Origin of the sequence: Bacillus sp. FSL W8-0848 (genome assembly GCF_038007805.1) — a bacterium.
Taxonomy (GTDB): Bacteria; Bacillota; Bacilli; order Bacillales; family Bacillaceae; genus Bacillus; species Bacillus glycinifermentans.
This window is the reverse complement of record NZ_JBBOYB010000001.1, coordinates 604846-629588: the sequence shown is the minus strand read 5'-3', so window position 1 is coordinate 629588 and position 24743 is coordinate 604846. Positions and strand designations below refer to the sequence as shown.

General features: G+C 39.6%; 20 protein-coding genes and 5 pseudogenes. 9 read left to right on the top strand and 16 right to left on the bottom strand.

The genetic code is table 11. The annotated features are described in order from the left end of the window. Window positions 1-109: 109 nt before the first annotated feature. Window positions 110-1132, bottom strand: coding sequence for a glycosyltransferase family 2 protein (locus tag NSQ39_RS03255; protein WP_175077240.1), 1023 nt, complete (start codon window positions 1130-1132; stop codon window positions 110-112). Window positions 1133-1346: 214 nt separating this feature from the next. On the opposite strand from NSQ39_RS03255, the gene NSQ39_RS03250 reads away from it, so the two are divergent. After that, complete coding sequence (locus NSQ39_RS03250; protein WP_175077239.1) at window positions 1347-2717, top strand: amino acid permease; 1371 nt, start codon at window positions 1347-1349, stop codon at window positions 2715-2717. A 107-nt stretch (window positions 2718-2824) separates the two neighbouring features. On the opposite strand, the gene NSQ39_RS03245 is transcribed toward NSQ39_RS03250, so the two are convergent. Next, on the bottom strand, window positions 2825-3418 hold the full coding sequence (locus NSQ39_RS03245; RefSeq protein ID WP_175077238.1) for an NAD(P)H-dependent oxidoreductase: 594 nt from the start codon (window positions 3416-3418) through the stop codon (window positions 2825-2827). A 110-nt stretch (window positions 3419-3528) separates the two neighbouring features. Between NSQ39_RS03245 and NSQ39_RS03240 the strand changes: the two genes are divergently transcribed. After that, entirely contained in the window at window positions 3529-3912 is a 384-nt protein-coding gene (locus tag NSQ39_RS03240; RefSeq protein ID WP_175077237.1) for a winged helix-turn-helix transcriptional regulator, read from the top strand. Window positions 3913-3983: 71 nt separating this feature from the next. On the opposite strand, the gene NSQ39_RS03235 is transcribed toward NSQ39_RS03240, so the two are convergent. The 3 genes from NSQ39_RS03235 to NSQ39_RS03225 all read right to left on the bottom strand — a co-directional run bounded on the left by NSQ39_RS03235 (window position 3984) and on the right by NSQ39_RS03225 (window position 7843). Continuing rightward, window positions 3984-4940: a patatin-like phospholipase family protein gene (locus NSQ39_RS03235; RefSeq protein WP_175077260.1), complete on the bottom strand. Its 957-nt coding sequence runs from the start codon at window positions 4938-4940 to the stop codon at window positions 3984-3986. A gap of 332 nt (window positions 4941-5272) precedes the next feature. After that, window positions 5273-6598, bottom strand: coding sequence for a branched-chain amino acid transport system II carrier protein (brnQ, locus tag NSQ39_RS03230; protein ID WP_175077236.1), 1326 nt, complete (start codon window positions 6596-6598; stop codon window positions 5273-5275). A gap of 417 nt (window positions 6599-7015) precedes the next feature. After that, window positions 7016-7843, bottom strand: coding sequence for a MerR family transcriptional regulator (locus NSQ39_RS03225; RefSeq protein WP_046132176.1), 828 nt, complete (start codon window positions 7841-7843; stop codon window positions 7016-7018). A 139-nt stretch (window positions 7844-7982) separates the two neighbouring features. On the opposite strand from NSQ39_RS03225, the gene NSQ39_RS03220 reads away from it, so the two are divergent. Beyond that, a complete protein-coding gene (locus NSQ39_RS03220; protein WP_175077235.1) occupies window positions 7983-9185 on the top strand; it encodes an MFS transporter in 1203 nt (400 codons plus the stop codon). Between the two features lie 174 nt (window positions 9186-9359). Here the strand turns inward: NSQ39_RS03220 and NSQ39_RS03215 are convergent, their stop codons facing one another. Beyond that, the gene (locus tag NSQ39_RS03215; RefSeq protein WP_175077234.1) at window positions 9360-9920 is read right to left on the bottom strand and encodes a sugar O-acetyltransferase; all 561 of its coding nucleotides are present in this window, start codon (window positions 9918-9920) and stop codon (window positions 9360-9362) included. Window positions 9921-10107: 187 nt separating this feature from the next. Next, entirely contained in the window at window positions 10108-10686 is a 579-nt protein-coding gene (locus NSQ39_RS03210) for a TetR/AcrR family transcriptional regulator (RefSeq protein WP_175077233.1), read from the bottom strand. Between the two features lie 293 nt (window positions 10687-10979). Between NSQ39_RS03210 and NSQ39_RS03205 the strand changes: the two are divergent. After that, a pseudogene (locus tag NSQ39_RS03205) lies at window positions 10980-12169 on the top strand (MFS transporter). A 116-nt stretch (window positions 12170-12285) separates the two neighbouring features. Here the strand turns inward: NSQ39_RS03205 and NSQ39_RS03200 are convergent. Both NSQ39_RS03200 and NSQ39_RS03195 read right to left on the bottom strand, forming a co-directional pair. Beyond that, window positions 12286-13161: a DMT family transporter gene (locus NSQ39_RS03200; protein WP_046132180.1), complete on the bottom strand. Its 876-nt coding sequence runs from the start codon at window positions 13159-13161 to the stop codon at window positions 12286-12288. 330 nt (window positions 13162-13491) lie between these two features. Next, window positions 13492-14373 (bottom strand): AraC family transcriptional regulator, encoded by an 882-nt coding sequence (locus tag NSQ39_RS03195; protein ID WP_175077259.1) that lies wholly within the window; start codon window positions 14371-14373, stop codon window positions 13492-13494. Window positions 14374-14489: 116 nt separating this feature from the next. Here NSQ39_RS03195 and NSQ39_RS03190 point away from each other — a divergent pair. Next, window positions 14490-15430, top strand: a pseudogene (locus tag NSQ39_RS03190) (DMT family transporter). 58 nt (window positions 15431-15488) lie between these two features. Here the strand turns inward: NSQ39_RS03190 and NSQ39_RS03185 are convergent. Next, window positions 15489-15830 (bottom strand): winged helix-turn-helix transcriptional regulator, encoded by a 342-nt coding sequence (locus NSQ39_RS03185; RefSeq protein WP_175077258.1) that lies wholly within the window; start codon window positions 15828-15830, stop codon window positions 15489-15491. A 105-nt stretch (window positions 15831-15935) separates the two neighbouring features. Here NSQ39_RS03185 and NSQ39_RS03180 point away from each other — a divergent pair, with 105 nt between their 5' ends. From NSQ39_RS03180 to NSQ39_RS03165, 4 genes and pseudogenes are all read left to right on the top strand, one after another. Beyond that, entirely contained in the window at window positions 15936-16850 is a 915-nt protein-coding gene (locus tag NSQ39_RS03180) for an arginase family protein (protein ID WP_175077231.1), read from the top strand. Window positions 16851-17309: 459 nt separating this feature from the next. Then, the gene (locus tag NSQ39_RS03175) at window positions 17310-17876 is read left to right on the top strand and encodes a LysE family translocator (RefSeq protein WP_175077230.1); all 567 of its coding nucleotides are present in this window, start codon (window positions 17310-17312) and stop codon (window positions 17874-17876) included. A gap of 19 nt (window positions 17877-17895) precedes the next feature. Then, window positions 17896-18656 (top strand): annotated as a pseudogene (locus NSQ39_RS03170) (helix-turn-helix domain-containing protein). Between the two features lie 49 nt (window positions 18657-18705). Further along, a pseudogene (locus NSQ39_RS03165) lies at window positions 18706-18849 on the top strand (enoyl-CoA hydratase); the annotation flags it as partial. 97 nt (window positions 18850-18946) lie between these two features. Here the strand turns inward: NSQ39_RS03165 and NSQ39_RS03160 are convergent. The 6 genes and pseudogenes from NSQ39_RS03160 to NSQ39_RS03135 all read right to left on the bottom strand — a co-directional run bounded on the left by NSQ39_RS03160 (window position 18947) and on the right by NSQ39_RS03135 (window position 24710). Next, complete coding sequence (locus NSQ39_RS03160) at window positions 18947-19579, bottom strand: TVP38/TMEM64 family protein (protein ID WP_236809858.1); 633 nt, start codon at window positions 19577-19579, stop codon at window positions 18947-18949. Between the two features lie 123 nt (window positions 19580-19702). Continuing rightward, window positions 19703-20779: a sensor histidine kinase gene (locus tag NSQ39_RS03155; protein ID WP_175077229.1), complete on the bottom strand. Its 1077-nt coding sequence runs from the start codon at window positions 20777-20779 to the stop codon at window positions 19703-19705. Then, window positions 20776-21461 (bottom strand): annotated as a pseudogene (locus tag NSQ39_RS03150) (response regulator transcription factor). The gene NSQ39_RS03155 and the pseudogene NSQ39_RS03150 overlap by 4 nt, the downstream one beginning before the upstream one ends. Window positions 21462-21479: 18 nt before the next feature. Further along, a complete protein-coding gene (locus NSQ39_RS03145; RefSeq protein ID WP_175077228.1) occupies window positions 21480-22037 on the bottom strand; it encodes a class I SAM-dependent methyltransferase in 558 nt (185 codons plus the stop codon). A 492-nt stretch (window positions 22038-22529) separates the two neighbouring features. Next, a complete protein-coding gene (locus NSQ39_RS03140) occupies window positions 22530-23615 on the bottom strand; it encodes a glycoside hydrolase family 26 protein (RefSeq protein WP_175077227.1) in 1086 nt (361 codons plus the stop codon). Between the two features lie 501 nt (window positions 23616-24116). Further along, window positions 24117-24710, bottom strand: coding sequence for a YdeI/OmpD-associated family protein (locus tag NSQ39_RS03135; RefSeq protein ID WP_175077226.1), 594 nt, complete (start codon window positions 24708-24710; stop codon window positions 24117-24119). Window positions 24711-24743 lie beyond the last annotated feature (33 nt).

Sequence of the window (24743 nt, the reverse complement as noted above, 5' to 3'; positions counted from 1 at the left end):
ATGCAAAGATGAGAGATTAATGCGGGCGGTTTGATATGACAGGGGAGTTGATCGATGAAATGGCTGAAAGTATGTATTGTCCCATCCCTCCCCATTTTAATGTTAGATATCAAGATCTAAGCGACAACATCTTTCCCATTAAAAAAAGTCCGAGCACTGCTTTTTGTTTGAGCATCTTCAAGTAGATTTTTTTCTGCAAATGACGTTCGTGCTGTAATGAAAGGTGTGCAGCGCTTTGAACATCGGGATGGTTTACGATGTTAGAAATCAATTGCAATTTTTCCCGCATCGATTTTTTACAGTCCGGTTTAAATTCATTTTGAATGCATCCATTAACGGCGATAAAGCATTTTCTCCTTGCTAAGTCTATGGCCACCTTTTCATTATAAAGCCCCCAGCGTTTCGAATATTTTTCCAGCGTATTGTGATTGATGTATGAATCGAATAATTCAGGGTTATATCTCCTCATTAAACTCGTATTATTAGATTTTCTGTAATGGTAGTATGGTTGATCAATATAAAAAGCTGAATTGCAATACGTAAAAGCTTCCATATTAAACAGCCAATCTTCTCCGAGAGACTTTCCCTCCGGAAATGTGATGCCGTTCTCTTCCAGCAAAGACTTCCTGAATAATTTGCAGACTTGTCCGTATGCGCCGTTGTATAAAAAGTCGGTTAAAATGACGTCTTTAATCGTTTCTTTCGTCAGCGGCCGGTTTGGCGGAGCAGAATAATGCTGGATACGATTCTCACCTGTTCCATCGTATTCCCACATCAAGGAAGTGAATACGATATCGGCGTTATTGCCGATTGCCGCATCGTACATTTCCTTATAAGTATCAGGCTCAACCCAGTCATCCGAGTCAAGGAAAGCGACAAACTCGCCTTTTGCCAGTTTTAGCGCCCGGTTTCTGGCCATGCTTGGGCCTGCGTTGTCCTGGAAAACAGGAATGATTCTGTCATCTTTTGCTGCGTATTGTTTGATGATCTCTCTGCTCGAATCGCGGGAGCCGTCATCAACCACAATCGCTTCTAAATGTGTCAAAGTTTGCGCTAAAACACTGTCTAAACACGCGGATACATATTTTTCTGCATTGTAGACGGGAATGATAATACTGACGGATGGTTCCATTTACTTACCCCCTTTTGAATGATTTTTCAAGAAAATTATACCAATCACCGGTATAATTTCAATAAAAAGATCGGTTTCATATAAGGAGGAAGATGAGAACATTTTCGTACCCTATGCGCTCTCTTCGGACAAAAAAACGTCATTAATTCCTACAAATTTTAGTGTTATAATAGAAGATAAAACTTGCGGGAGTTTATATTGGAGGAACACATCATTGACAGACGATATAACAAATGACAATGAACAAAAATTGTCGAGAGGTTTAAAAAACAGACACATACAGCTCATGGCGATCGGCGGCGCCATCGGAACGGGATTGTTTCTCGGTTCGGGAAAGTCGATCCATTTTGCCGGGCCGTCGATTTTATTCGCCTACTTGATTACTGGAATCATTTGCTTTTTTATTATGCGCTCACTGGGTGAACTGCTCCTCAGCAATCTGGGGTATCACTCGTTTGTTGATTTTGTGAGAGACTATTTAGGCGATACGGCGGCCTTTATTACCGGTTGGACCTACTGGTTTTGCTGGATCTCGCTCGCTATGGCCGATTTGACGGCGGTCGGGCTTTATACCCAGTACTGGTTTCCCGAAGCGCCGCAGTGGCTGCCTGGTTTCATCGCCCTTATAATTTTGCTGATGATGAATTTGGCAACCGTTAAACTGTTTGGAGAATTGGAATTCTGGTTCGCATTAATCAAAGTCATCGCGATCCTTGCGCTGATCGCAATTGGCCTTTTTATGATCATCACAGGTTTTTCGACTCATTCAAGCACAGCCAGCTTCACGAATCTTTGGAGCCGTGGCGGCATGTTCCCTAATGGCTTGCACGGGTTTCTTCTCTCGTTCCAAATGGTTGTTTTTGCGTTTGTCGGCATTGAACTCGTCGGTCTTACGGCAGGCGAAACAAAAGATCCGGAAAACGTAATTCCGAAAGCGATCAACAATATTCCCGTCAGGATTCTGCTTTTCTATATCGGCTCTTTGCTTGTAATCATGTGCATCTACCCGTGGAATGTAATCGATCCTGACAAAAGCCCGTTCGTGCAGGTCTTCGCTGCGGTCGGAATCGCGGCAGCGGCTACGATTATCAATTTTGTCGTGCTCACATCGGCAGCGTCGGCAAGCAACAGCGCCATATTCAGCACGAGCCGGATGGTATACTCGCTGGCAAAAGAACATAATGCACCTGGATCAATGACAAAGCTTACCTCCCGTAAAGTACCCAGCAATGCATTGTTCTTTTCCGCCGTCGTGATCCTCATCGGCGTAACGATGAACTATATCATGCCGGAAGAGGTATTTACGCTCATTACAAGCATTTCGACGATATGCTTCATCTTTATTTGGGGAATTACCGTCATCTGCCATTTAAAATACCGAAAAACAAGACCAGATTTGGCGAAAGCGAACAAATTCAAGATGCCGCTTTATCCGTTTTCCAACTACATGGTCCTTATCTTTCTGGCGTTCATTCTCGTCGTGCTCGCACTTGCGGAAGATACCCGTGTTGCCCTGTTTGTCACGCCGGTTTGGTTTATTTTACTGGTTGTGATTCATAAGTTGAAGAAGCCGAAGGAACAATAGGAAGAACGCATTTTTTAAGCCTGCAGAAAACCGCTGCAGGCTTTTTTACGTGATGGGCTTCATACAAGAAAATACTGCCCGATCAAAGCAGGATTGTTGAGTATTTTTTATTTTAAATCCACACCCTCCAGCTGTTTCAAATAGTTGCGAAAACGAACCTTCGGGTTTAATTCTGCATTTGTAATATGTTCAACATACCGAATCGCGCTTTGGGCGATTTCTTCGTCACTGATTTTATTAGCGCGGTATTCGGCAAAGGAAGGCAGAAAAGTCATGCCTACTAAATTGGCAGATGCCTGGAACGGCCTTGTCAGTTCGCTTACTGAAAATAAATTATATCCGCCTGCTTGGTAAGAATGTTCAGGAGAACCGACGGACATGGCCATCACCCATTCCTTTCCTCTCAATTTCGTTCCGCCGGGGCCATGCGCCCAGCCAAAAGTAAACACTTCATCAAACCAGTGTTTTAAAAGTGGCGGACTGCTGTACCAGTACAAAGGGAACTGAAAAACAATACGATCATGGGCGAGGAGCAGTCGTTGTTCAAATTCCACATCAATGGGTTGATCGCGATATTTTTCATAAAGATCATGAACGGTGACGCCCGGTTCGCTTAAAACCGCTTCTTTCCACTTTTTATTTATTCGTGAGGATTCGATGTTCGGATGTACAACAAGTACCAGTGTTTTCATATCGTCCATTCCTTTCATTCTTTTGATATGAATTGATTATATGTTGTATAATCAACAATAAAAAGTACGCACATTAATTGTATATAGTATCAAAAATTATACTATTGGGAGTGAAAGGCTTGAGAAATCGAAAAATCGGTTTTGATTATTCTTCGGATCACTTTGAAGGATGTCCGGTTGAGACAACATTGGATGTGATCGGCGGTAAGTGGAAAGGCATTCTCCTTTATCATCTCATTGACGGCAAAAAGAGATTTAACGAATTTCAGAGACTATATCCTAAAATTACGCAACGCATGCTTACGTTGCAGTTAAGGGAACTGGAACGGGATGGAGTGGTTCACCGCGAAGTTTATCAACAGGTCCCTCCAAAAGTCGAATACTCTTTAACCGAGTTTGGGAAAACATTGGAGCCCATTATTTTACACATGAAGGACTGGGGAGAAAAATATAAAGATAGGGTTCATAGCGAAACTGCGCTCAACACTGAGGATGAAATATAAATCTGATCTTTTTTAAGCGGCTGAAATGAAAACAAAAATGCCAAGGGCCTCAAAACCCTTGGTATTTTTAGTTATCCCCAGTTTTTCTCTATAAATCGAAGTACAGGTTGTAAATTGGTTTTGTTAGCAATATCAATGAGGGCGGGGAACACGGTAGGGTCTGTTTTGGAGAAGTTAGGAATCCGCGGATCTAATCGAAAAAAGCGATTTCCCAGAAGATTAGAACTGACCATGGATTCATAGTAACCATTTCCGCCAGCGACAATCTGAAGAAACGGCAGTAACGGTTCATTAGGCGACCGGTCCAAAAGGACTCCCCAATTTGGCGGAAGGTTCTCCAAATTTTCAGGGCGTATGTTATCTGCACTTACCATTCCCCATCCCTTCGTATCCCTTCTCAGCTGCGTCGGGGCTTCACCTGTTCCAATGGATAATACCGCAATTTCATCCAACGGCACGTTGGCTTTGCCCACCGCAAACGCGATACTGGCTGTACTAGGGTTCGTCGCTACTACATAACCGTCCACGTAGTTTTGATAGGCACGTTGCGTCGCGGGAGCACCGCTGCTCCGCAGTATGACATCACTCACTTTCTCATGTAAATAGGGAGAGCCGGGAAAGTTATGGAATAATACAGGAGTCCAACGATCCAGCTCCGGTGAGTATAATTGAAATGAAGGAACGACAATTCGTTTTTTTAAATCTTTAAGACGAAGATCTGGCGGGAAAAAGTTTCGTACCGCTTCAATAAAACCAGAATACGGCAATTGCTGATTAAAAACAGGGCCGCCTGGCCGGTCAATGCTGAATGCCGGCAGGATTTTATCCTTAAAATAATGAAGTGTTTCCTTCGGGGATCTTCCGCTTGCTAATGCAAGAGCAGTGAAAGAACCGATTGAATTACCCGAAAAAACATGGGTCTCACTGATTAAGTTTGGGTTTTGCCGAGCCAGTCTGTTCATAAGCTGTAAACTTAAAGCGCCTAAGGTGCCGCCTCCATCAAAAGACACGATTCGATATTTTGTCACAGCTGCTTTCTCCTTTCTCATCTGATCACAAGTATCATTCAGTATATGTGTCTCTCGTGTCTGTTGTACGTGTGCTGAAATCTTTTTGACTTGTTTTCGGCTTGCTTGTGCAGCTGATTTTTTTGGCTGAAGAAAACCTTTTAACAATATTGGGATGCGCAAGTAAACGAACCTTCTCGATAATATTCCAATCTTACGCATCTCCGTAAAGAACAAAAGGAAAAGCGGCGGATAAAACAAAAAATACCAAGGATCTAAAAAACCCTTGGTATCTCTATAATGCAGCCGGGTACTTCAATCCCCCTCAGACTTTCCCCCATTGGACCCAAATATTACGCAATACGTCTTTTTCGCGTCAAACTCATCATATAACCGCCCAGACCGCCTATAATAGCAGGAAGAATCCAGCCTAAACCGATGCTATAGAACGGAAGGACATGTGTGAAGAAATTATGAACAACATCAATATTTATTCCTCCGGCATTTAAGCCGTCAAACAAACTCACAATAAATGTTAAGATCAAGCTGCCTTGGTATACCTCTGACCTGCCGTTAAAGGCAGAATGCAAAAAGGTTAGAAACATTAACACAATAGCAATTGGATACATGGTCATTAACACCGGGAGTGAAACATTAATCAGCTGTGTCAGACCTAAATTCGCGACCAGTGCACTAAATACAGACAACACGATGGCAAAGTTTCTGTAAGAAAACTTCGGAAACAATTGATGAAAAAATGAAGCGCAGGCAGTGATCAATCCCACACTTGTAGTCAAACACGCCACGGTAATCATCAACCCTAATAAGACGGCGCCATAAGAACCAAAATAATATTCTGAAACGTTAGCTAACACTTCAGCACCATTTTCGAAATGACCTAATTTTTCAACACTGGAGGCGCCCATATAAGCAAGGGCAGAATAAAGAAACGCCAAGAGTACCGCAGCGATAAGTGCTGCTTTTACGCAAACGGCCAAGACTTGTTTTTTGTCTGTCGTGCCTTTTTCTTTAATAGCATTCACAATAATAATGCCAAACACAAATGCCACAAGCGCATCTAATGTTAAATAGCCTTCTTGAAACCCTTTAAAAAATGCATGTGCAGCATACTCTTTTGAAGGCGATTGGAAAGATCCGATTGGGTTGAATATTGCCACAATTACAAGTATTCCTATAAAAGTTAATTTAATCGGCGTTAACACTTTTCCGACGACATCAACAATTTTTGCCGGATTAAGCGAAAGCAAACATGCAATTGTGAAAAAGACAACCGTAAATATAATTAAAGGGACATGCCCCGGATGATCAGATAAAAAAGGTTTAACTCCAATCTCAAAGGATACGCTCCCTGATCTGGGTATCGCAAAAAAAGGACCGATTGCCAGATACAGAACGACAGTAAACACCATCCCGAATAATGGATGTACACGCCCCGCCAAAGATTGAAGGTCGTTTTTTCCCGAAAACACAAACGCTGTAATGCCGAGAAGCGGCAACCCAACTCCAGTCACTAAAAAACCTGCATTAGCTGCCCATAAATTTGTTCCGGCTAATTGACCAAGCATAGGTGGGAAAATTAAATTTCCTGCTCCGAAAAATAGCGCAAATAACATTAATCCTATAATGATTATAAAAGATAAAGGAATCTTTCGTCCCACTTGTAATCCTCCGATTTTGTGAATATTGTTCTTTTATGTTTGCTTTGATGTAATAGAATGTGCAGTTATTACATTTTAAAATTCCACTCCTGCTTCTTCTTTATTACCTTCGACTCAAGAAAATCAAAGGTTCATGAATGAACTAACTAATTATAACACTCTTAATCAAAATTTAAACCTTTCAAATAATTGAATTTCGGTATATATTCCGAATTATTTATGTATCATAAGGATGATACGGTTTTTGAGCAGTCAAAAATATTATCATTGCAGATGTTCTCATATATTTCTCTTCTTTATTTTTCCTTTTTTAGCAATGAATCAAATTAAAATCCGAAAAAATACCAAGGTCTTCCAAACCCTTGGTATTCTTGGAATGTTAAGAGAAGATTTGAACCTCATAAGCGCCATGTTCGTTTACATCAACAACTCTTTAACCTGAATGAGGATTTTGGTGATTTGATTTTCAAATCCGTCGACCATCACTTCATCAAGCATGAATTCCTCATATGCATATTCACCTACCTGCATCCCGTTCTTCTCGATGAATTGAATCATTCTGCTGTAGGCCTCTTCAACCTCTTCACCTTTTTGATATCCGACTGCATACAGACCTTTTGGCCTCACATGAACGTTTATATTATCTATTCCTTCTTTTACTTTTATATAAAAGTGTGTGTAATTATAGAAGTCTTTTGTAAGAATTTGTTCGCGTGCGAAGATCCCGCCGACAGGATACCCCTCATCTAATCCATGAGACTCGACATCATGAATGAGTTCTGAAATAGCAGCAATGTATTTTCGTTCCGGCAAATGCAATGTATTTCTGCTTATCATGAATGTTTCTTCGTTTAAATACTGAAAGGAAACCGAGGAGAAATCTGTTTCCAGCGCTTGTTCAGTCAACGCCACCTTCGTCTGGATGATCTTTTGCAAATGCATCAGTTTTTTAATCTTTTCCTCAATTTCAGCTGACTTTTCTTTAAGAAGCGGGACGATCCTGCCTGGTGTTTTGCCTTTTAAAAGGGACTTGATTTCTTTTAACGGTACGCCAACCTCTTTAAACAAATTAATAACTTGAAAAAGCTCAAACTGATTATAGGAATAATATCTATACCCATTCTCTTTTTTTATTTCGGGAGAAAGCAGACCAATCTCGTCATAGTGAAACAGGGTTTGTTTTTTTACGTGGCAGAGCTTGGCAAACTCACCTGTTGTAAAGTACTTTCTTAAATCTTCGCTCATAAAAACCCCCTTGACTATACGGTAACCATATACTTTATGATTTTATTGTACCTGAATTCAACAAAGAACAGGATAGATCCTGCGGATCCGTTTTTTTCTAAGTGATGTTGATCCGGATAAAGGGTAGAGGAGTTTTTAAATGAAAAAAACGATTAGAGAACAAAAAACAGTATTCATTATACTATTAATCAACATTTTCATAGCATTTCTTGGCATCGGTTTAATTATTCCGGTTATGCCTTCTTTTATGGATATCATGCATTTATCCGGCAGCACCATGGGTTATCTTGTTGCCGTTTTTGCTATTTCCCAGTTATTCACGTCACCTTTTGCAGGAAGATGGGCTGACCGTTTTGGGAGAAAAAAAATGATTGTCCTCGGTTTACTGATTTTCGGTATATCAGAGTTGATTTTCGGCTTAGGAACCCATGTTTCAATTTTTTATGTATCGAGGATATTAGGCGGAATAAGCGCTGCCTTTATCATGCCGGCCGTAACAGCGTATGTAGCTGATATTACAACCCTGGAGGAAAGGTCAAAAGCTATGGGGTATGTTTCTGCAGCGATTAGCACCGGCTTTATTATTGGACCCGGGGCTGGAGGATTTATTGCCGACTATGGCATCCGAATGCCGTTCTTCTTCGCTGCCGCCTTAGCATTCCTGTCCGCTGTCTCTTCCGTATTTATATTAAAAGAGTCATTGCCGAAAAAAGAGCGCGAACGACTCTCGTCTCATACAAGCGAATCCGATTTCTTCAAAGACTTAAAAAAATCAATTCATCCAGTCTATTTCATTGCATTTATTATCGTCTTTGTACTGGCTTTCGGCTTATCGGCCTATGAAACGGTATTCAGCTTGTTTTCTGATCATAAATTCGGCTTTACACCAAAGGATATCGCAACCATTATTACGATTAGTTCGATTGTTGCCGTCATTATTCAAGTGTTATTATTCGGGAAATTGGTCAATAAACTTGGAGAGAAAAGGATGATTCAGCTTTGCTTAATCATCGGTGCGGTCTTAGCTTTTGTGTCTACTGTTATGTCAGGGCTTTTAGCCGTTTTGCTTGTCACTTGCTTTATTTTTCTGGCGTTTGATTTGCTGCGCCCGGCCTTAACAACGTTTTTATCCAAAGTTGCCGGTAACCAGCAGGGGTTCGTAGCAGGCATGAACTCCACTTACACCAGCTTAGGGAATATTTTCGGTCCGGCTCTGGGCGGAATTCTATTTGATCTCAACATTCATTATCCTTTCCTTTTTGCCGGAATCGTTATGATAATCGGTCTAAGCCTTACAATGCTGTGGAAAGAAAAATCAAATGAAGTTTCAACCCTGAATTAACCGTTTTTTGAAAGTGATCCTTAAAAATCAGGCGCAGGAATCTGGCTGCGATTGAGTTAGCGGCCTATATTAAAAAGAAAACATACCACATCATGTCGGTATGTTTTTTATTTCGGTTTTTTAAACTTATCTTTCACGGTGAGTAATTGAAGGAACGATTCATGAAGCTGTAGTCTATTCTTCAATTCGTTTAAGTATTTTTGCAGGATTTCCGCCCACTACCGCATGATCAGGCACATCCTTTGTTACAACCGCACCCGAAGCTATAACAGCATTATTGCCTATTTTAACCCCAGGGTTAATAACGGCTCTTCCGCCAATCCAAACATTATCACCAATATGTACTGGGATTCCGTATTCTGCCCCTGATATTCTTTCATTTGCATTTAGCGGATGAGTCGCAGTATAAATGTGAACTCCCGGTGCAAAAAAACAGTTATCGCCTATTCGAATCTCATTAACATCAAGAAATACACAATCAAAATTGGCAAAGAAATTTTCGCCAATGTGTATGTTGTAGCCATAATCACACCGAAACGACGGCTCTATGTGAATATTTTCTCCAGTCGAACCGAACAGTTTTTTTAATAATCCGGTTCTTTTATTGCCATCGGTTTCGAGTGACTCATTAAACATCCTAGTCAACCTTCTGGCATTCATTCTTTCGCTTCGCAATTCCGGGTCTGCCGCGTTATAAAGTTCACCATTCAACATTTTTTCTTTTTCGGTTTTCATGATTTAATCTCCTTATTTTCAATCAACCCTTTTGTCCATGTGCAATTACTTTCTACTTGTTTATACAAGTTCCTTTAAGTTTTTAAAGATACAATTTAACATTTACTTGTTCAACAACATGCTCGTCAGTTGAATAAATGATCAATAAAAACCAGGAACGGTCCGGTTGGAAATACCCCAATATCATTCAGGTAGCTTGAATTCCCCTAAATGCATTCATCACCAAATCATGCACATAGGAGTCGTCTACCTCGTCGCCGGTTACAAGCAGACGATAGAAAATCGGCCCGTAAATTAGATCGATGCTTACTTCAATATCGAGATTCTCTTTTAATTCCCCTCTCTCAATTCCTTTTTCTAAAAGGTGCTTGGCTTGGAGCCGGCGAGGTTTGAAAAATCGGGTGCGATATTCTTCCGCCAACTTAGAATCCAGCTGTCCAGCACCTATTAATTCTGTAATGACGTTTCCTTCCCGACTTGTCAAAAACATTGCTAAATTTGTGGCGTGGGTTACAATATCATTTACTGTCGATCCTGTATCGAGGACAGGTAATCTGGCTGTAGCAGTAGAAAGAAAGCTGTCCATTACAACAGCGGCCTTGTTAGACCACCATTTATAAATAGTTGCCTTGCTCACTTTAGCACGCTCGGCGATTTTATCGACTGTAACCGCATCAAAGCCGTTTTCCAACAATAGTTCATAGGCTGCAGAAAGAATCGCCTTATGCGTTCCTTCATCACGCGGCCGTCCGCGTTTACTCTGCACATTCATCATTCCTTTCCAAAATATAAACTATACGTTTAGTATACTTAACGAAAATGAAAAAGAAAATAGAAAACCCATTTACAAAACTGAACGTTCAGTATATTATTTATATAACAAAACTAAACGTTTAGTTTCTAAAATATCATGAGAGTCGTCATCCGGTTGAATTCCAAGCCCACCCCAGAAATCTTACGACTAAAATATACGGAAAGGAGAATGATTAGCGAACAGTACATTCACATAGTGGCGAACATTTTAAAAAGCTAAAGATTATTTCAAAAAAGGAGTTCATCATGTCTAATTTAAATAAACAAACGATTAATAAAGAGATTTCACCAAGTTTAACCATACTTTTAGCAGCTGCATGCGGTATCATTGTCGCTAACCTTTACTATGCACAACCCTTGGCAGGATACATTAGTACTGCAATTGGACTTTCTGCTGGCAGTGCCGGGTTGATTGTTACACTGACTCAGCTTGGATACGCTGCCGGCTTGCTATTTCTTGTACCTCTTGGAGATATTGTAGAGAACAAAAAACTTGTCATTGTATCGCTGCTTCTAAGCGCAGGTGCTCTGACTGCAACGGCATTTGTGAAACATGGAATACTGTTTTTGGCAGCTGCATTTTTCATCGGGCTGGGATCGATCGCAGCACAAGTACTCGTACCCTTCGCATCATACCTTGCATCAGAAGCTGCACGCGGCCGCGTTGTTGGCAATGTCATGAGCGGTCTATTACTAGGTATCATGCTTTCTCGCCCGATATCAAGTTTAGTTGCGGATATGTTGGGGTGGAATGCAATATTTGCTTTGTCTGCCGCAGTAAGTGTTGTCCTGGCAATCGTATTGTCAAAAGTACTCCCTGCCAGAAAACCAACAGCAAACACAGGCTATGCTGCCTTACTAGGTTCAATGTGGAAGCTGCTGCGAACTACACCAGTCTGCGTCGCCGGGCTATCTATCATGCATTTGTATTTGGAGCTTTCAGCTTGTTCTGGACTACTGTTCCATTATTATTGTCCAGTCCTGCTTTTCATTTTTCCCAGAAGGGTATAGCACTGTACGCACTTGTGGGAATTGCGGGTGCAGTCGCTGCACCCATCGGCGGCCGTCTGGCTGACCGCGGCTTGACTCGCCTTGCCACTGGAATAGCTCTTTCTGTTGTCATCGTTTCTTTATTGCTGCCGCTGATTATTCAGAGCAGCTCCGCCGTCGGAATAGCAGTTCTAGTCATCGCAGCTATTTTGTTGGATATGGGCGTATCTGCAAATCTTGTGCTCAGTCAACGTGCCATTTTCTCTTTGGGACCGGAAATTCGCAGTCGATTAAACGGATTATTCATGGCTATCTTCTTTCTGGGCGGTGCTATTGGGTCATCAATTGGAGGATGGGCATACGCCTCTGGAGGATGGAGTGCGGCATTATCGATTGGAATCGCTTTTCCGGTCATTGCCTTGCTTTATTTTGCAACAGAGAAATAGGTCTTTCGCCAAAAATAAGCAGCCAGGAACACCCTGACTGCTTATTCCGCTGATTTATAACTGCAGCAATAAAAAAGAAACCTTTGGAATTTATGATTCCGCAGGTTTCTATTATTCTATTTTTTCTCCCGAATCACTAACAAAACACCGATAAAAATCAAAATGGAACCGATCCAAAACGTTCCGCCCAGGCTTTCTCCCAACAAAAGCCATCCAAACAATGTTCCAACCAGAGGCTGGAAAAAGAAAAATAAACCTCCGCTTGAAGCATTCAGCATTTGTAATCCGCGGTTCCAAAGGATAAATGCACAAGCCGTTGAAATGATCCCCAAATATAACAGCCCTCCCCAAATTGTCGGATGGGCCAGCTGCGAAAATTGAATTTCGTCTATATTCACCCAGACAAAAGGAGTCAATATGATGATGGCAACCAAGATTGAATAAGTTGTCACCACAATCGGAGAATAACCACCTGGAACACGCTTTAAAAGGACAGACATCAGGGCCCATGTTAAAGCAGCAATAAGGAGCGACAGTCCGCCAAGTTGATTAGACATGTCAATTTGGCCGTTTCCTACAATCAGTAAAACCCCGATGGTCGCTAAAGCCACAGATATTCCCTTTTTGACGTCCAGCCGCTCTTTAAGCAATAACCTAGCGAATATCACCATAAATGCAGGCGTGGAAGACGTAATAATCGCTCCCATTTGTGCCGAAGATAGATTGGTGCCAATTTCCTGCGTAACAATCGAAATTGTATTGCCAATGATCCCGATGGTTATGATTAATAAAATGTCACGTCTGCGAATTCGCCAGGATAGCTTTTTAACAAAACCAATGGTGAGCAAGGCGATAATCGCTACTGCATATCGCATCCATACAAGCTCTAATGGGGGTATAACCGCTACTACAACCTTTACAACAACATACATGCCGCCCCAAATACTGGCAGCCAATGCTAAATATAGAGAACCTAACAAAGTGTTTTTCATTTTTGCACCCTCCGTTTTCGTTTTGGTCAAATCATTGCCCTTAACGGAGAGCAGTAGTCACCTTACTCCCCTAAGGGCGGAGAAGTGCTACTGGTACATCATTTTCAAATAATGGCGTCCACAGCATGTTTATTCACCTCTGTCACAAGTTTAAGGTATTGTTAGTATAGAAGAATTATTGATGGAAGTAAATGAGCATTGATTCAGCTGCGCAAAAACCTCCTCTGTCCCGCTTCGATAATAGTTCCTTGGTGAGCTGGTCTAACATCCGGCGCTTGTTGAATACACCAGAATCAAATGATCAAAGAATAAACTTTATCACTGGTGATGTTATTTTTTCATGCGAATTTTTTTGTATGACAAAGGCGTCATATTCATAGCTTGTTTAAATTTATTAATGAAATAACTTGTACTGTTAAACCCGACTTGATAGGCCGCTTCTGTCACATTGGTTTCCGGCTGTTGCAATAACAATAAGCTTTGTTGAATTCGATAATCCATTACATAACGCAGCGGCGTCTTATTCAGCATTCGCCTAAAATACCGGCAGCACTCGGAACGACTCAGGTTGCCGGCTTTTGCAATGTCCTCTAACGTCATTTTTTCGGCATAATGGAGATGTATCCAATTTAACATTTGTTTCATTCGATGATTTTTTATCATTTCAGATTGATCATACTCCAATTGAAAACCATTAACGACTAAGTTTTTCCACATGAAAGTTAATTGCATGGTGATGTCAATTTCAAAGAGGGATGTTTTTTGTTTCACCAATTGATTGATTTCTTTAAGGGCTATTAAAATGTTTTTCGCCCATTGTTCATTTGCATCCAAAATTAAATAAGGCAGATTTGTTGAATGAATATAGGGCTGCACATAGCTTGTATAAAGCTCCTGGGCTAAAACAAAACGCGGAGAAACATTTAAGCAAATATAAGTACACCCCGGGCGGTTCTTTTCTTCTGCCATATGCAGGCAGCCGCTATTGATAAACAGTCCGTCTCCTTCTTGAACCGCGATTTTTTCTTCATTTATTTGAAATACGGCTTCTCCTTTCAGGATCAAAACAAATTGAATTTCGTCATGCCAATGAAGCGGTATATAACCATTTATATTTTGATTGATCGTTGTTTCGTAACATGCAACCGGTAATTCTAATGTACGGTGTTCGGTTAGTTCTTTTAAGTTTTGATCAATCATAAAATCTTTGATTTGCATTGTATCGCCTCAATATATTTATATTTTTTCATTCGATTTGAGTATTTTTTATGAGGTTTCGCATTTATCATAACACTATTATTACAATTATTGAGTGAGGGATCATACATATGAATACTTCCAAAAGAAATAGCGGACTGTTTTTTGTGATAACAGGGGCGACTTTTTGGGGAATTGGGGGTACAGTAGCAAAAAAATTGTTTCAAGATTATCAAATTGATGTCAATTGGCTTGTCACGATCCGCCTGCTGATTGCCGGCTTTTTACTCTTAATGCTTCAACTATTCAGAAAGGAGCGCTCCCAGATCATAGGGGTATGGAAAAATAGGAAAACAGCTTGCCAGCTTATCATTTTTGGATTGTTCGGTATGCTTGCTGTTCAATACACATATATGGCAGCAATTGAACACGGAAATGCAGCTGTTGCTACGTTATTACAATATTTATCTCCTGCCATGGTTATCGTTTATTCGCTTTTACGAAAAAAAACGGTTCTTACAAAACAAGATGTGCTGACAGTTTCTCTTGCTCTGGCCGGATGCTTTTTTTTATTAACAAATGGGTCAATTTCTCAACTGTCAGTACCGACAATTGCAATCGTTTGGGGAGTTTTATCAGGAGTGGCGGCAGCTTTTTATACGTTGTATGCAGTTGGTTTGTTACATAAATTTGACTCTCTGGTGATTGTAGGCTGGGCTATGATCATCGGCGGTTTTGCATTAAGCTTAATCCACCCGCCATGGCAGATGGATTTTAGAAGTTTAACAACTGATGCCTATGTTTACATTTTATTTGTTACCATATTTGGAACAATGATTGCATTTTGGTTCGTCATAAAAAGTTTGCAAAGTCTTCCCCCTAAAGAAACAAGCCTTTTAGGCAGTTTGGAACCATTGTCGGCCGTTTTAACGACTGTCGTCTGGTTAAAACAACCGTTTGGTTTTTTTCAATGGATCGGCGCTGCCTGTATTATAGGTATAACTTTAATATCAATAAGGAGCCTTCTTTAAAGACTAAAAAATCCGCGATCATATCAGACGGGAAAACCTAATGGAAAAGGCAGATTAACCATAAGCCAAGCAGAGAGGCCTCACTCTCATTGGCTTTTTCTATTTATTTTGATTTTTTACGCCCCATTCACATAACTCTTCCAAAACCGGCAATAGAGTTTCCGCTTTTTCGGTGAGACTGTACTCGACTTTAGGTGGAACTTGAGGATACTCTTTCCGGTTCACCAGGCCATCCGCTTCCAATTCTTTAAGTTGTGCGCTCAACGTTTTATAAGTAATAGTCCCTATCTGTCTTTTCAGCTCATTAAAGCGAACCGGTTGATTTTCTGCGAGGAGGTAAATAATAACCATTTTCCATTTGCCGCCGATCACGGACAATGTGTAGCCAAAAGGTGTATCTTGAATATTTTTAACTTTGCCTTTATACTCAGCCATACTCATTTTTACACTCTCCTTTTGGATAGTACCTATCATTAAAGTGCGTACTATTTTTTTATTTTCGTTCATTTTATACTAACCTTACTTTGAAGTAAAGGAGACTAAAACATGGCTAAAAAAACGATACGGCTGTTAATGCCGCAATGGCAAGGCGGAAACAACCCCAACTACTCCTTTGGAGCCGAACTGCTTGCTTGGCTGGCTCCTGACAATGATCAACCCCTTATTCATGTTCCGGTTCAAGCTTATGATGGAACACCGCTTGAAAACGAGAACGGTATGAACGGAAGAAAACAGCTGCTTGAACAATTAAAATCTGCACAGCATATCATTCATGCTCACAAGCCGGACCGCATTGTCATGTTTGGCGGTGACTGTTTAGTCGAACAAGCTCCATTTGCTTATTTAAACGAACGATACGGCGGAGAATTAGGGTTAATTTGGATCGATGCCCACAGTGATTTAGTTAGATATAACGGGTATGATAACGGACATACATTGCCTCTCGGGAACCTTTTGGGTGAAGGAGATGAAGAGTTCGCAAAACGTGTGAAAATTCCTCTAAAACCTGAAAATATCTTTATCGCGGGACTGGCAGCTCCTACAGAACAAGAAGCAAAAGTGATGTCAGAAGAATTTCAAAGGCTGGGGATAGCTCCTGCAGAACAAGACACAGAAATGATTCAAAGACTGGGTATTAGAACTGCTGGAACCGAAGAGTTAACGAACAGTACGGAATCAATAAAAGAGTGGATTAAAGAAAGCGGCATTAAACACCTGGCGATTCACCTTGATTTAGACGTGCTCGACCCTAAGGCATTTCGTTCTATTTTATTTGCAAACCCTGAAGCACCTGTAAATTATTCTCCTGAGGGAACAATGCAAATGCCTCAACTGCTTAATCTGCTGAAAGAACTCTCTGAAGAAACGGATGTAGTCGGATTAGGCCTTACCGAGCATTTGCCGTGGGATTCTATTCATTTAAAGAATCTGCTTGGAGAGATGCCTATTTTAAATCAATAACCTCATCATCGGAATGATAAACAGAGTTCAGATCCGTGTATTAAAATCACTACAGATGTTCCACATTAAATATGCCTAAAACCCATTATTCTTAGACTGCAGGGTTTTTTCGACAGCCAGAGCAGGCGCGAAATGCAGGACAAAGAAATACGCGAAAACCAAAAATACCAAGGGCGCCAAAACCCTTGGTATTCCTATCATGCAGCCGAGAGGACTTGAATTTCAGGTTATTCATCCACTAGGCCCTGAGGTAAAGTGAAGGCTTATTTTCAGCTGCAAAACCCCGTCAATATCCCCTGCTTTAACTCTTCCCCATGAGCCGCAGCAAGCAATTATTAATGTCTTTCATTGATGGATCTTCACTCACTAGAGCTCCTTTTATAAAGCCCTGCAATAACATACTATATGCCATTTAATTTCATGAAATATAATCATGTGAGAATACCTTGGAGTAATCTCATGAATATTTCATCTTTTTTAATATACTGTTTTATTATTACTTTTACACCGGGGCCTACTAACATTGTCATATTATCCACGGTGAATCATTTGGGGACAAAAAAAGCAATGGAATATACGTATGGAGCAACTATCGCTTTTGGTTTATTACTTGTTATTTCTGCTATGCTGGTAACGATACTCCCCAAAATTTTAATCGTTATGCAGATCACCGGAAGCCTTTATATGCTGTATCTCGCTTATCAAATTTACAAAATGGATGCATCAAAACCAACTGTAAACCAGACTGGCACCTTTTGGTCAGGCTTCCTTATGCAATTTTTGAATCCAAAGGTGGTGCTGTTTACAATGACTGTAATCCCCAGCTTTGTTATGGAAAATGAGACGTCAGTGCCTGCAGTGATCATAAGTGTCTTCGCTATCACTCTCATTGGATTTTTAGCATTTGCTGCATGGGTTCTGTTCGGCACCATTTTCAAGAGGTTATTACAGAGGCATAAAAAATTTGTTAATGTAATGATGGCATTATTTTTAGTTTATGCCGGCATCATGATATGGATAAGGTAAGTTATCAAGAGGTGATGAAATGGACAAATTCATCTATAAAAAATCGGCAGGTATTACTGCACTGTCAGCAAGCTTTACTGATTTTACATATAAAAAACACTCTCACAAGGAGTATGCAATAGCATTCAAAAGTATACCTTAGATGGCAGCTTACAATTATCATATCAAAATGGTGTTATGCTTTTTAACCCGGAACAGGCACATGATGGAATGGCATATGATGAATCAGGGCTTGATTATGTGATGCTATATATTGAGCCGCAATTGCTATTAGATGTTATTGAGAAAAAGGATATGGTACGTTTTTCAAACCCTATTGTATATGATTATAAACTTAAACAAAGGATATTATGTCTTTCTTCTGCAATATTAAACGGAAAAGATGAAGCGTTGTGCAGTGAATTACTCTTATCTCTTACAGATAGCCTTATTCAAACTAATCTTTCCACAGACTGTAAGAAAGATAGCGCCATCATTCGAAAAGCAAAGGATATGCTTCATTCCAACTTAGAAAATGTACTTAAACTTGATGAGATATGTAAAGAGCTTCATTTATCCAAGTTTCAGTTTATCAGATTATTCAAATCCCATACCGGAATTTCGCCATATCAATACTTTCTTAACTGCAAGATAGAACGTGCGAAGCAGTTAATAGAAAAGCAAAGGGATGTTTATGCAGCAGTAGCTGAATGCGGTTTTGTCGATTTAACCCATTTAAATAAACATTTTAAAAGCGTATATGGAACAACAGCATTTGAATATATGTCTCATTTAAATTAAAAGCTACTTGCTAGATCAGAAAAAGAATCTAAATTAAGGAGGAATAAAATTGTCTTTAAAAATAGGCGCAGAAGATATTGAATTGTTTACTAAAGTTTCAGGTGATGAAGCAACTCTTCACCTAACTCCTGATGACCGCCGAAGACTTGTAATTCAGGGATTGCTAACCGCTACTTTACCAGCGAAGATCGGCATGTTTCTTTTTAAGAAAGGACCTAAGTCGACATTGTAATTGAAAATCATAGGTGTTATGCCGGCTCGATTCATTTAAGCTTTTATGAATATGAGCGCTATGTTCTTTGCTCCTGCTTAAGACTGTTCCAAATTTTTATGGATACAACAGCAATCAAAACAAACGATACGATAACTAAGACGATACCCGCTAAAGACTTGCTAAAGCTTATTCCTAAAAAGCTATATAATATCATGAATGGGATATTCGAGATCATGATGGTGATAATGTAAGCAGAATACTTTAACCCAACCGCTGCCGATAAAAAACAAATTGCATCTGTTGGGGCTATCGGACAAATTATTCCCAGTGCCAAAAATTTATAATTGTAAGTCTCCAATGAAGTTTTTAAATCTGAATGTTTACTCTCTAAAAATCGATCGATTTTTTCACGGAAAAACATTTTTGAGAAAATATAAACCAGCGTTTCGCTCACAACCATGCCCGTCATTGATAATAAAAAACCAAGCATCGGTTCGAAGCATATTCCCCCTAACAACATGAGAGTTGAACCTGGAATAAGAAAGAGAAGCCTAACGATCCACAGAGCACTAAACAGCAACATTGCATCTTTTGTATTTCCAGATATAAATTCCTTTAACCCGCCCATATCGACTGGCAGCAAATGAAAATGCTTTAATAGATAAATGGCCAAAACCCATAAAGCTGCAATAACTACTTTCTTTTTCAATTCCTTCACTCTCTTCGCTTTCGTTACATACATGATAAGCAATGGGAATGAAGGAACACCCCTTAAAATTCTTAAGGATTCTTAAGTTTAAAAAGCTTATGGAACGTTTCATCCCATAAGCCCTTATATACGGATCGGATGTTCAACAATAAAGCTCAACCAACCATCTTTATATTCGGCATAGATATGACCATGATGAAGTTCAACAATTCTTTTTGAAATGGCAAGTCCAAGTCCGGTTCCTTGATTATCTGTTCTCGCCATATCACCCTTGAAAAATCGTTCAAATAATTTGTTTATATCGTTAGCCGGAAATTTATCAACTTTGTTTGATACTTTCAAGATCGCTTTGTCGCCGATTACTTCAAGGCTTATTAATAATTCAGACGGTTTCATACTGTATTTTACCGCATTCATAAAGAGATTATCATATACACGAACCATCTTTTCTATATCCATTAAAACAGGAACATTTTCTTCCGTAATTGATTTTAGAACGCTTAATCGTTCCTTTTCAAAAATCGGAATATATTCTCCGACAATTTGTTCCAATAAACCTGACAAGTCTGCTTCATTAAGGCTTAACTTAACGTCCGGGCTTGATAAATGAGTATATTCAAACAGTTCATCAATCAGGTATTTGAGCCTTTGCGATTTTGAATAAATCGCTTCAACGTATTCCTGAAATTGTGCTTTACTGCCGTATTGTTCGTTTTTTAGTAAATCCAAATATCCGATAATCGATGTTAATGGTGTCCTTAAATCATGAGATACATTTGTGATAAGTTCATTTTTCGCCTTTTCTAATTGTCTTTCATGTTCAAACTTATTCTCTAATTCTTTGGACATATGATTGATATTTTGTGCAAGCCGGGTCAATTCATCCCAGCTCTCAAGCCTGATTGTCAAGCCGAGTTTTCCATTTGCAATATGGTGAACACTCTCAGTAATGAGTTTCAAATATAATATTTTTTTCCGTACCATTAACAAAAAGACTGCAATAAAGGAAAAAATAGCTGCTAAATACTGAAGCAATATCATAAAATAGCTGCTGCGAAGGCTAAAATCTGTAAGGTAATGTATTTTATATAGATACACAATAGATAAAATAATCAGGATCATCATACCGAATGAAACAACAAAACTGATTGCTATCACTCCAAGAAGCTTTACAATCAGCTTATTCCCAAACGTTCTCATATTTTATACCCTGTTCCCCAAACCGTTTTAATGTAAATAGGATGCTTGGGATCTTCTTCGATTTTTTCTCTAATTTTTGTAATATGCACCATCACAGTATTATCCGATTTAAAAAAGTCTTCCTTCCATACAGCTTCATATATTTTTTCGACACTAAGAACAATCCCCTTGTTTACACAAAGGAATTCAAGTATATCAAACTCTTTCGGAGTAAGCCTTACTTCCTTCCCCCGCACCCACACTTGCCGTGTATCTGTATTTATGGTCAAATCGCCAATTTCAATGACGTTCTTAGTGTTGTTGGCATCATTATTGTATTTTTATACCTTCTTAATTGAGATTTGACCCTGGCGATTAATTCCAACGGATTGAACGGCTTTGATAAGTAATCATCGGCACCGGAAGCAAGCCCTTGAATTTTATCCATATCTTCCGATTTTGCAGAAAGCATGATAATAGGCAGAGTTCGTTCTTGCCTTATCTTCATACACGCTTCAATTCCATCCATGTCAGGCATCATAATATCCAAAATCATGAGGTCAAACTCTCTTTGTTCCAATAGTTTTAAAGCTTCAATCGCATTTTCAGCTTTTTGGGTGCACAGACCTTCATTTTCCAAATAAACAGAAATAAGGTTTCTGATATCTTTGTCATCATCAACAATCAGAACGTTAGACTCCATATGATTCCTCCGTATTAGTTACTTCGAGCAGCTAAAGACATAAGCCGGCGGCAAATTTCTAAACTCTCTTTTTATATCTATTTTGGCAAAAAACTGTTCAATAAACGTCTTTTTAAACTTAGTGTATTGGAACGTAATGAATTGTCCATCCTTTTTTAAGATTTTGGCGGTATTTAATAAAATGTTGACTGAAACGCTTTTTGGCAAACTTGCAAAAGGGAGGCCGGAAACAACGTAGTCTGCATAAGGAATACAATGCTCCTTTAAATACCCGCCAATATTTTCGGCAGATCCATATACATTGAATACATTCTTTTCCCCTTTAAATTTTTCTTTCAACAATAAATGAAATTCTTTATTGTTTTCCACTAATAAAACGATCGTCTTCGGGTTTCGCTTTTCAAGCAGTTTTTCTGTAAATACGCCTGTACCAGGTCCATATTCGACAATGTATTCAGCTTTCTGAAAATTGATTGTTTCCATCATTTTATCTCCAAGAAACCTTGAACTGGGAAGGACGGCACCGACAGCTCTTGGATGAACGATATATTGAAATAAGAAAGACAGACGCTTCATATTTAATCTCTCCATTTGTTTTGAATTTATAATCATACTTTACATTTAAAACATGAAGAAAGAGGCATAAAAAATCTTAAGAATTCTTAAGATTTGGTGAAGCTGAAAAACAATCAATATCCCTGCTGGATCCTCATATCGATTTCATCAAAGTGAAACCAGACAAACGCGGACATGCCACAATAGATGTTTATGGTCGTCTCTTTCCTAATAAACAAACAAAAACTGCTGAGTAAGTCGGATTATTTTATAACAGGTGGAGTAAACTTCAGGGATAAAAAAACACCATGAATTACACCCCTGGTATTCCTTTGATGCGGTTAGCTTAAAGGCCGGTAATTAAAATCAGACTTACCAAACCGGCTCTTCATTTTGTCAAGTCTCGAGACCCGTCTTCAATGATTAGTCAATGATATATTTCCCTGTATGTCTTCTACCAAAAGAAAAACCATGAAGAAACGCTCTTTCTTCATGGTTATATTAGGGCAGCGTTTATTCGGCTGCCGGTGTAAGTGAGCTGCCTTCCCATAGCTCTCCCTTATTCAGCGTCCAACTGTCATTATAGAGATTAAAGGCACCCTGATTAGCCGCAGGGCTCCACCCCTCATCCCAAGCTAAGAAATAAATGGTTTTCGGATATTTTTGTTTAACTGCATTGATAAATTGAGAATAATCCAGGCTGCCGTTTGTTGTTTGCGGACCGACTTCTGTAAAGGCAAATGGCTTATTAAGCGCCGTTAACTCGTCATATCCTTTGATCGAATAAGCATCTGAGAAATACGCGTCTAATCCGACAATATCAACATATGAATCCCCAGGATAAAAGTCTGTCTTAAAGTCGCGGTTGGCGTCTGGTGCATAAACCCAAATCAAGTTGTCCAATCCTCTTGTATCGGTCATATAATGATAGATTTTTTGGTAAAGCTGTTTGTATAGTGATATTCGCTCGCTATCCTTTTGGTTATAGCCGGTAAGCCCCCACCAGAACCATTCTCCGTTCATTTCGTGAAGAGGTCTGAAAAGAACTGGAACGCCTTCATTTTTTAACTGCTGAAGGCCATCTGCAACCTTGCTCAGTACAGCATCCAATCGTTTGCCTTCTGTGGTTGATGAGTCTAAGATTTTTTCATACTGACTGCTTGAGATCTTTGTTTTGTAATTGCCGGATTGAAACGCAGGATTAGGAAGATGCATGCTGATCTGAGGTATGCCTCCGCTCTTCCAATGAGAGATTAGATCGCTGTTACAGCCATAGTCGATCGCATCGGCAATATGAGCTGTCTCCAGCCATCCTCTCGAATAATCACAAGCATACACGGCAGATGACTGCCCTGTAGCATCTTTGATTCGATTGGCTTCTTTCATAGAAAACGTCGCATTAGAATATCCGCCGAATGCACCTGACAGTACGCGATTTTCCGATCGGTTCGGCAGATGAGCAAGCCAATTCATCAGCTCCTTCGTTGTCGACTGGGCATTTTGGTTCACCGGATTCACTGTATGAGCAGATGCCGTCTGCGAGAAAGCTGAAACAATTAATAAAGCAAGCAATAAAGAGATTCCAAATTTTTTGTACATAGCATAATCTCCATTTTCTTAAATTTCATCAATTTCTTTTAAAAAATTATTAAAATATTAAAATGATATGATGCACAAATGCCGGTTTTCTCGTTCGTGTACCACCCTCCTCTTCTTGATCTGCTGCTTGACTGCTCAACCCCCTTCAGCTTGAGAAAAGGGAATATGCTCCTTATCCAATTTTTAGGGAGCGAAACTTATCATAAATTGAAATTTACTTTTTATCACCATACTGTTGGCCTGTTTTATTTCAGTCTTTAAGGTGCACTTTTTTATTCCAATTGCCTCTTTTTGCCTATTTATATTTGTTGCAATACGTACGATAAAAAGAGGTGGATGATTTTTTCACCCCCTGCTTTTTATGCCCCTGCTCTTTTTTAACCACTGCAAATAAAACGCTGCTGCGGGTATGGCAACTTTTCATAACATCAAAAAAATAGAGGAGTAAACACATTGTCTACGCCTCTAACTTTATCTATTTCAATTTTCTCATCGGATATACTAATCATTTAATCCTTTGCCTTCGAGAATTTTCTGCACATATTTTTCAATCCTTGAGACCCGGGTTTTGGATTGTTTGGCTTGAGAAAAATAAAGAATGTAAGCTCTTTGCCGTCCCGGGGTCAATGCTTCAAAAGCGGTTTTCAAAGCAGGGATTTCATCGAATTTATGTTGAAGTTCTTCAGGAATAGTGAATTCTGCATCCTTTTTAAAATCTACTTCCAAACCGGCTTTTTCAACTTCAATGGCTTCATTAATATAGGCTTTCAAGATGGTTTCCATTTCAGCTATTTCCTGAACGTTGGTGAACCGAATCTGGCGCGCCGCTTGTACATTCTCCGTTTGTTGGATGAGAATCCCATTGGGGTCCTTTAACAAGGCGCCTTTGTGAAACAGAAGCGCACAATATTCTTTAAATCCATGTATTAAAACGATGTTTTTATTATTAAACGTGTAACAAGGGTGCATCCACTTAAATTCCTCAGTCAGCCCACAGTCAAGAACGATATTTCTTAGCTTCTCATATTCTTCCTTCCACTTTGCAGCTTTACTTAAAAATTCATCAACCTTAGGATTCATTCCGCTATTTGTCATCAAGGAACACCCTCTTTCCAAGCAGTTTGCTTT

What these genes read in the sequence shown, in the direction of transcription:
- NSQ39_RS03155 (WP_175077229.1), bottom strand. Translation starts at nt 20,779, where the DNA reads ATGAGAACGTTTGGGAATAAGCTGATTGTAAAGCTTCTTGGAGTGATA.
- NSQ39_RS03175 (WP_175077230.1), top strand. Translation starts at nt 17,310, where the DNA reads ATGAATATTTCATCTTTTTTAATATACTGTTTTATTATTACTTTTACA.
- NSQ39_RS03215 (WP_175077234.1), bottom strand. Translation starts at nt 9,920, where the DNA reads ATGAAAACCGAAAAAGAAAAAATGTTGAATGGTGAACTTTATAACGCG.
- NSQ39_RS03245 (WP_175077238.1), bottom strand. Translation starts at nt 3,418, where the DNA reads ATGGACGATATGAAAACACTGGTACTTGTTGTACATCCGAACATCGAA.
- NSQ39_RS03145 (WP_175077228.1), bottom strand. Translation starts at nt 22,037, where the DNA reads ATGAAGCGTCTGTCTTTCTTATTTCAATATATCGTTCATCCAAGAGCT.
- NSQ39_RS03135 (WP_175077226.1), bottom strand. Translation starts at nt 24,710, where the DNA reads ATGACAAATAGCGGAATGAATCCTAAGGTTGATGAATTTTTAAGTAAA.
- NSQ39_RS03200 (WP_046132180.1), bottom strand. Translation starts at nt 13,161, where the DNA reads ATGAAAAACACTTTGTTAGGTTCTCTATATTTAGCATTGGCTGCCAGT.
- NSQ39_RS03225 (WP_046132176.1), bottom strand. Translation starts at nt 7,843, where the DNA reads ATGAGCGAAGATTTAAGAAAGTACTTTACAACAGGTGAGTTTGCCAAG.
- NSQ39_RS03220 (WP_175077235.1), top strand. Translation starts at nt 7,983, where the DNA reads ATGAAAAAAACGATTAGAGAACAAAAAACAGTATTCATTATACTATTA.
- NSQ39_RS03185 (WP_175077258.1), bottom strand. Translation starts at nt 15,830, where the DNA reads ATGAGTATGGCTGAGTATAAAGGCAAAGTTAAAAATATTCAAGATACA.
- NSQ39_RS03180 (WP_175077231.1), top strand. Translation starts at nt 15,936, where the DNA reads ATGGCTAAAAAAACGATACGGCTGTTAATGCCGCAATGGCAAGGCGGA.
- NSQ39_RS03140 (WP_175077227.1), bottom strand. Translation starts at nt 23,615, where the DNA reads ATGTACAAAAAATTTGGAATCTCTTTATTGCTTGCTTTATTAATTGTT.
- NSQ39_RS03255 (WP_175077240.1), bottom strand. Translation starts at nt 1,132, where the DNA reads ATGGAACCATCCGTCAGTATTATCATTCCCGTCTACAATGCAGAAAAA.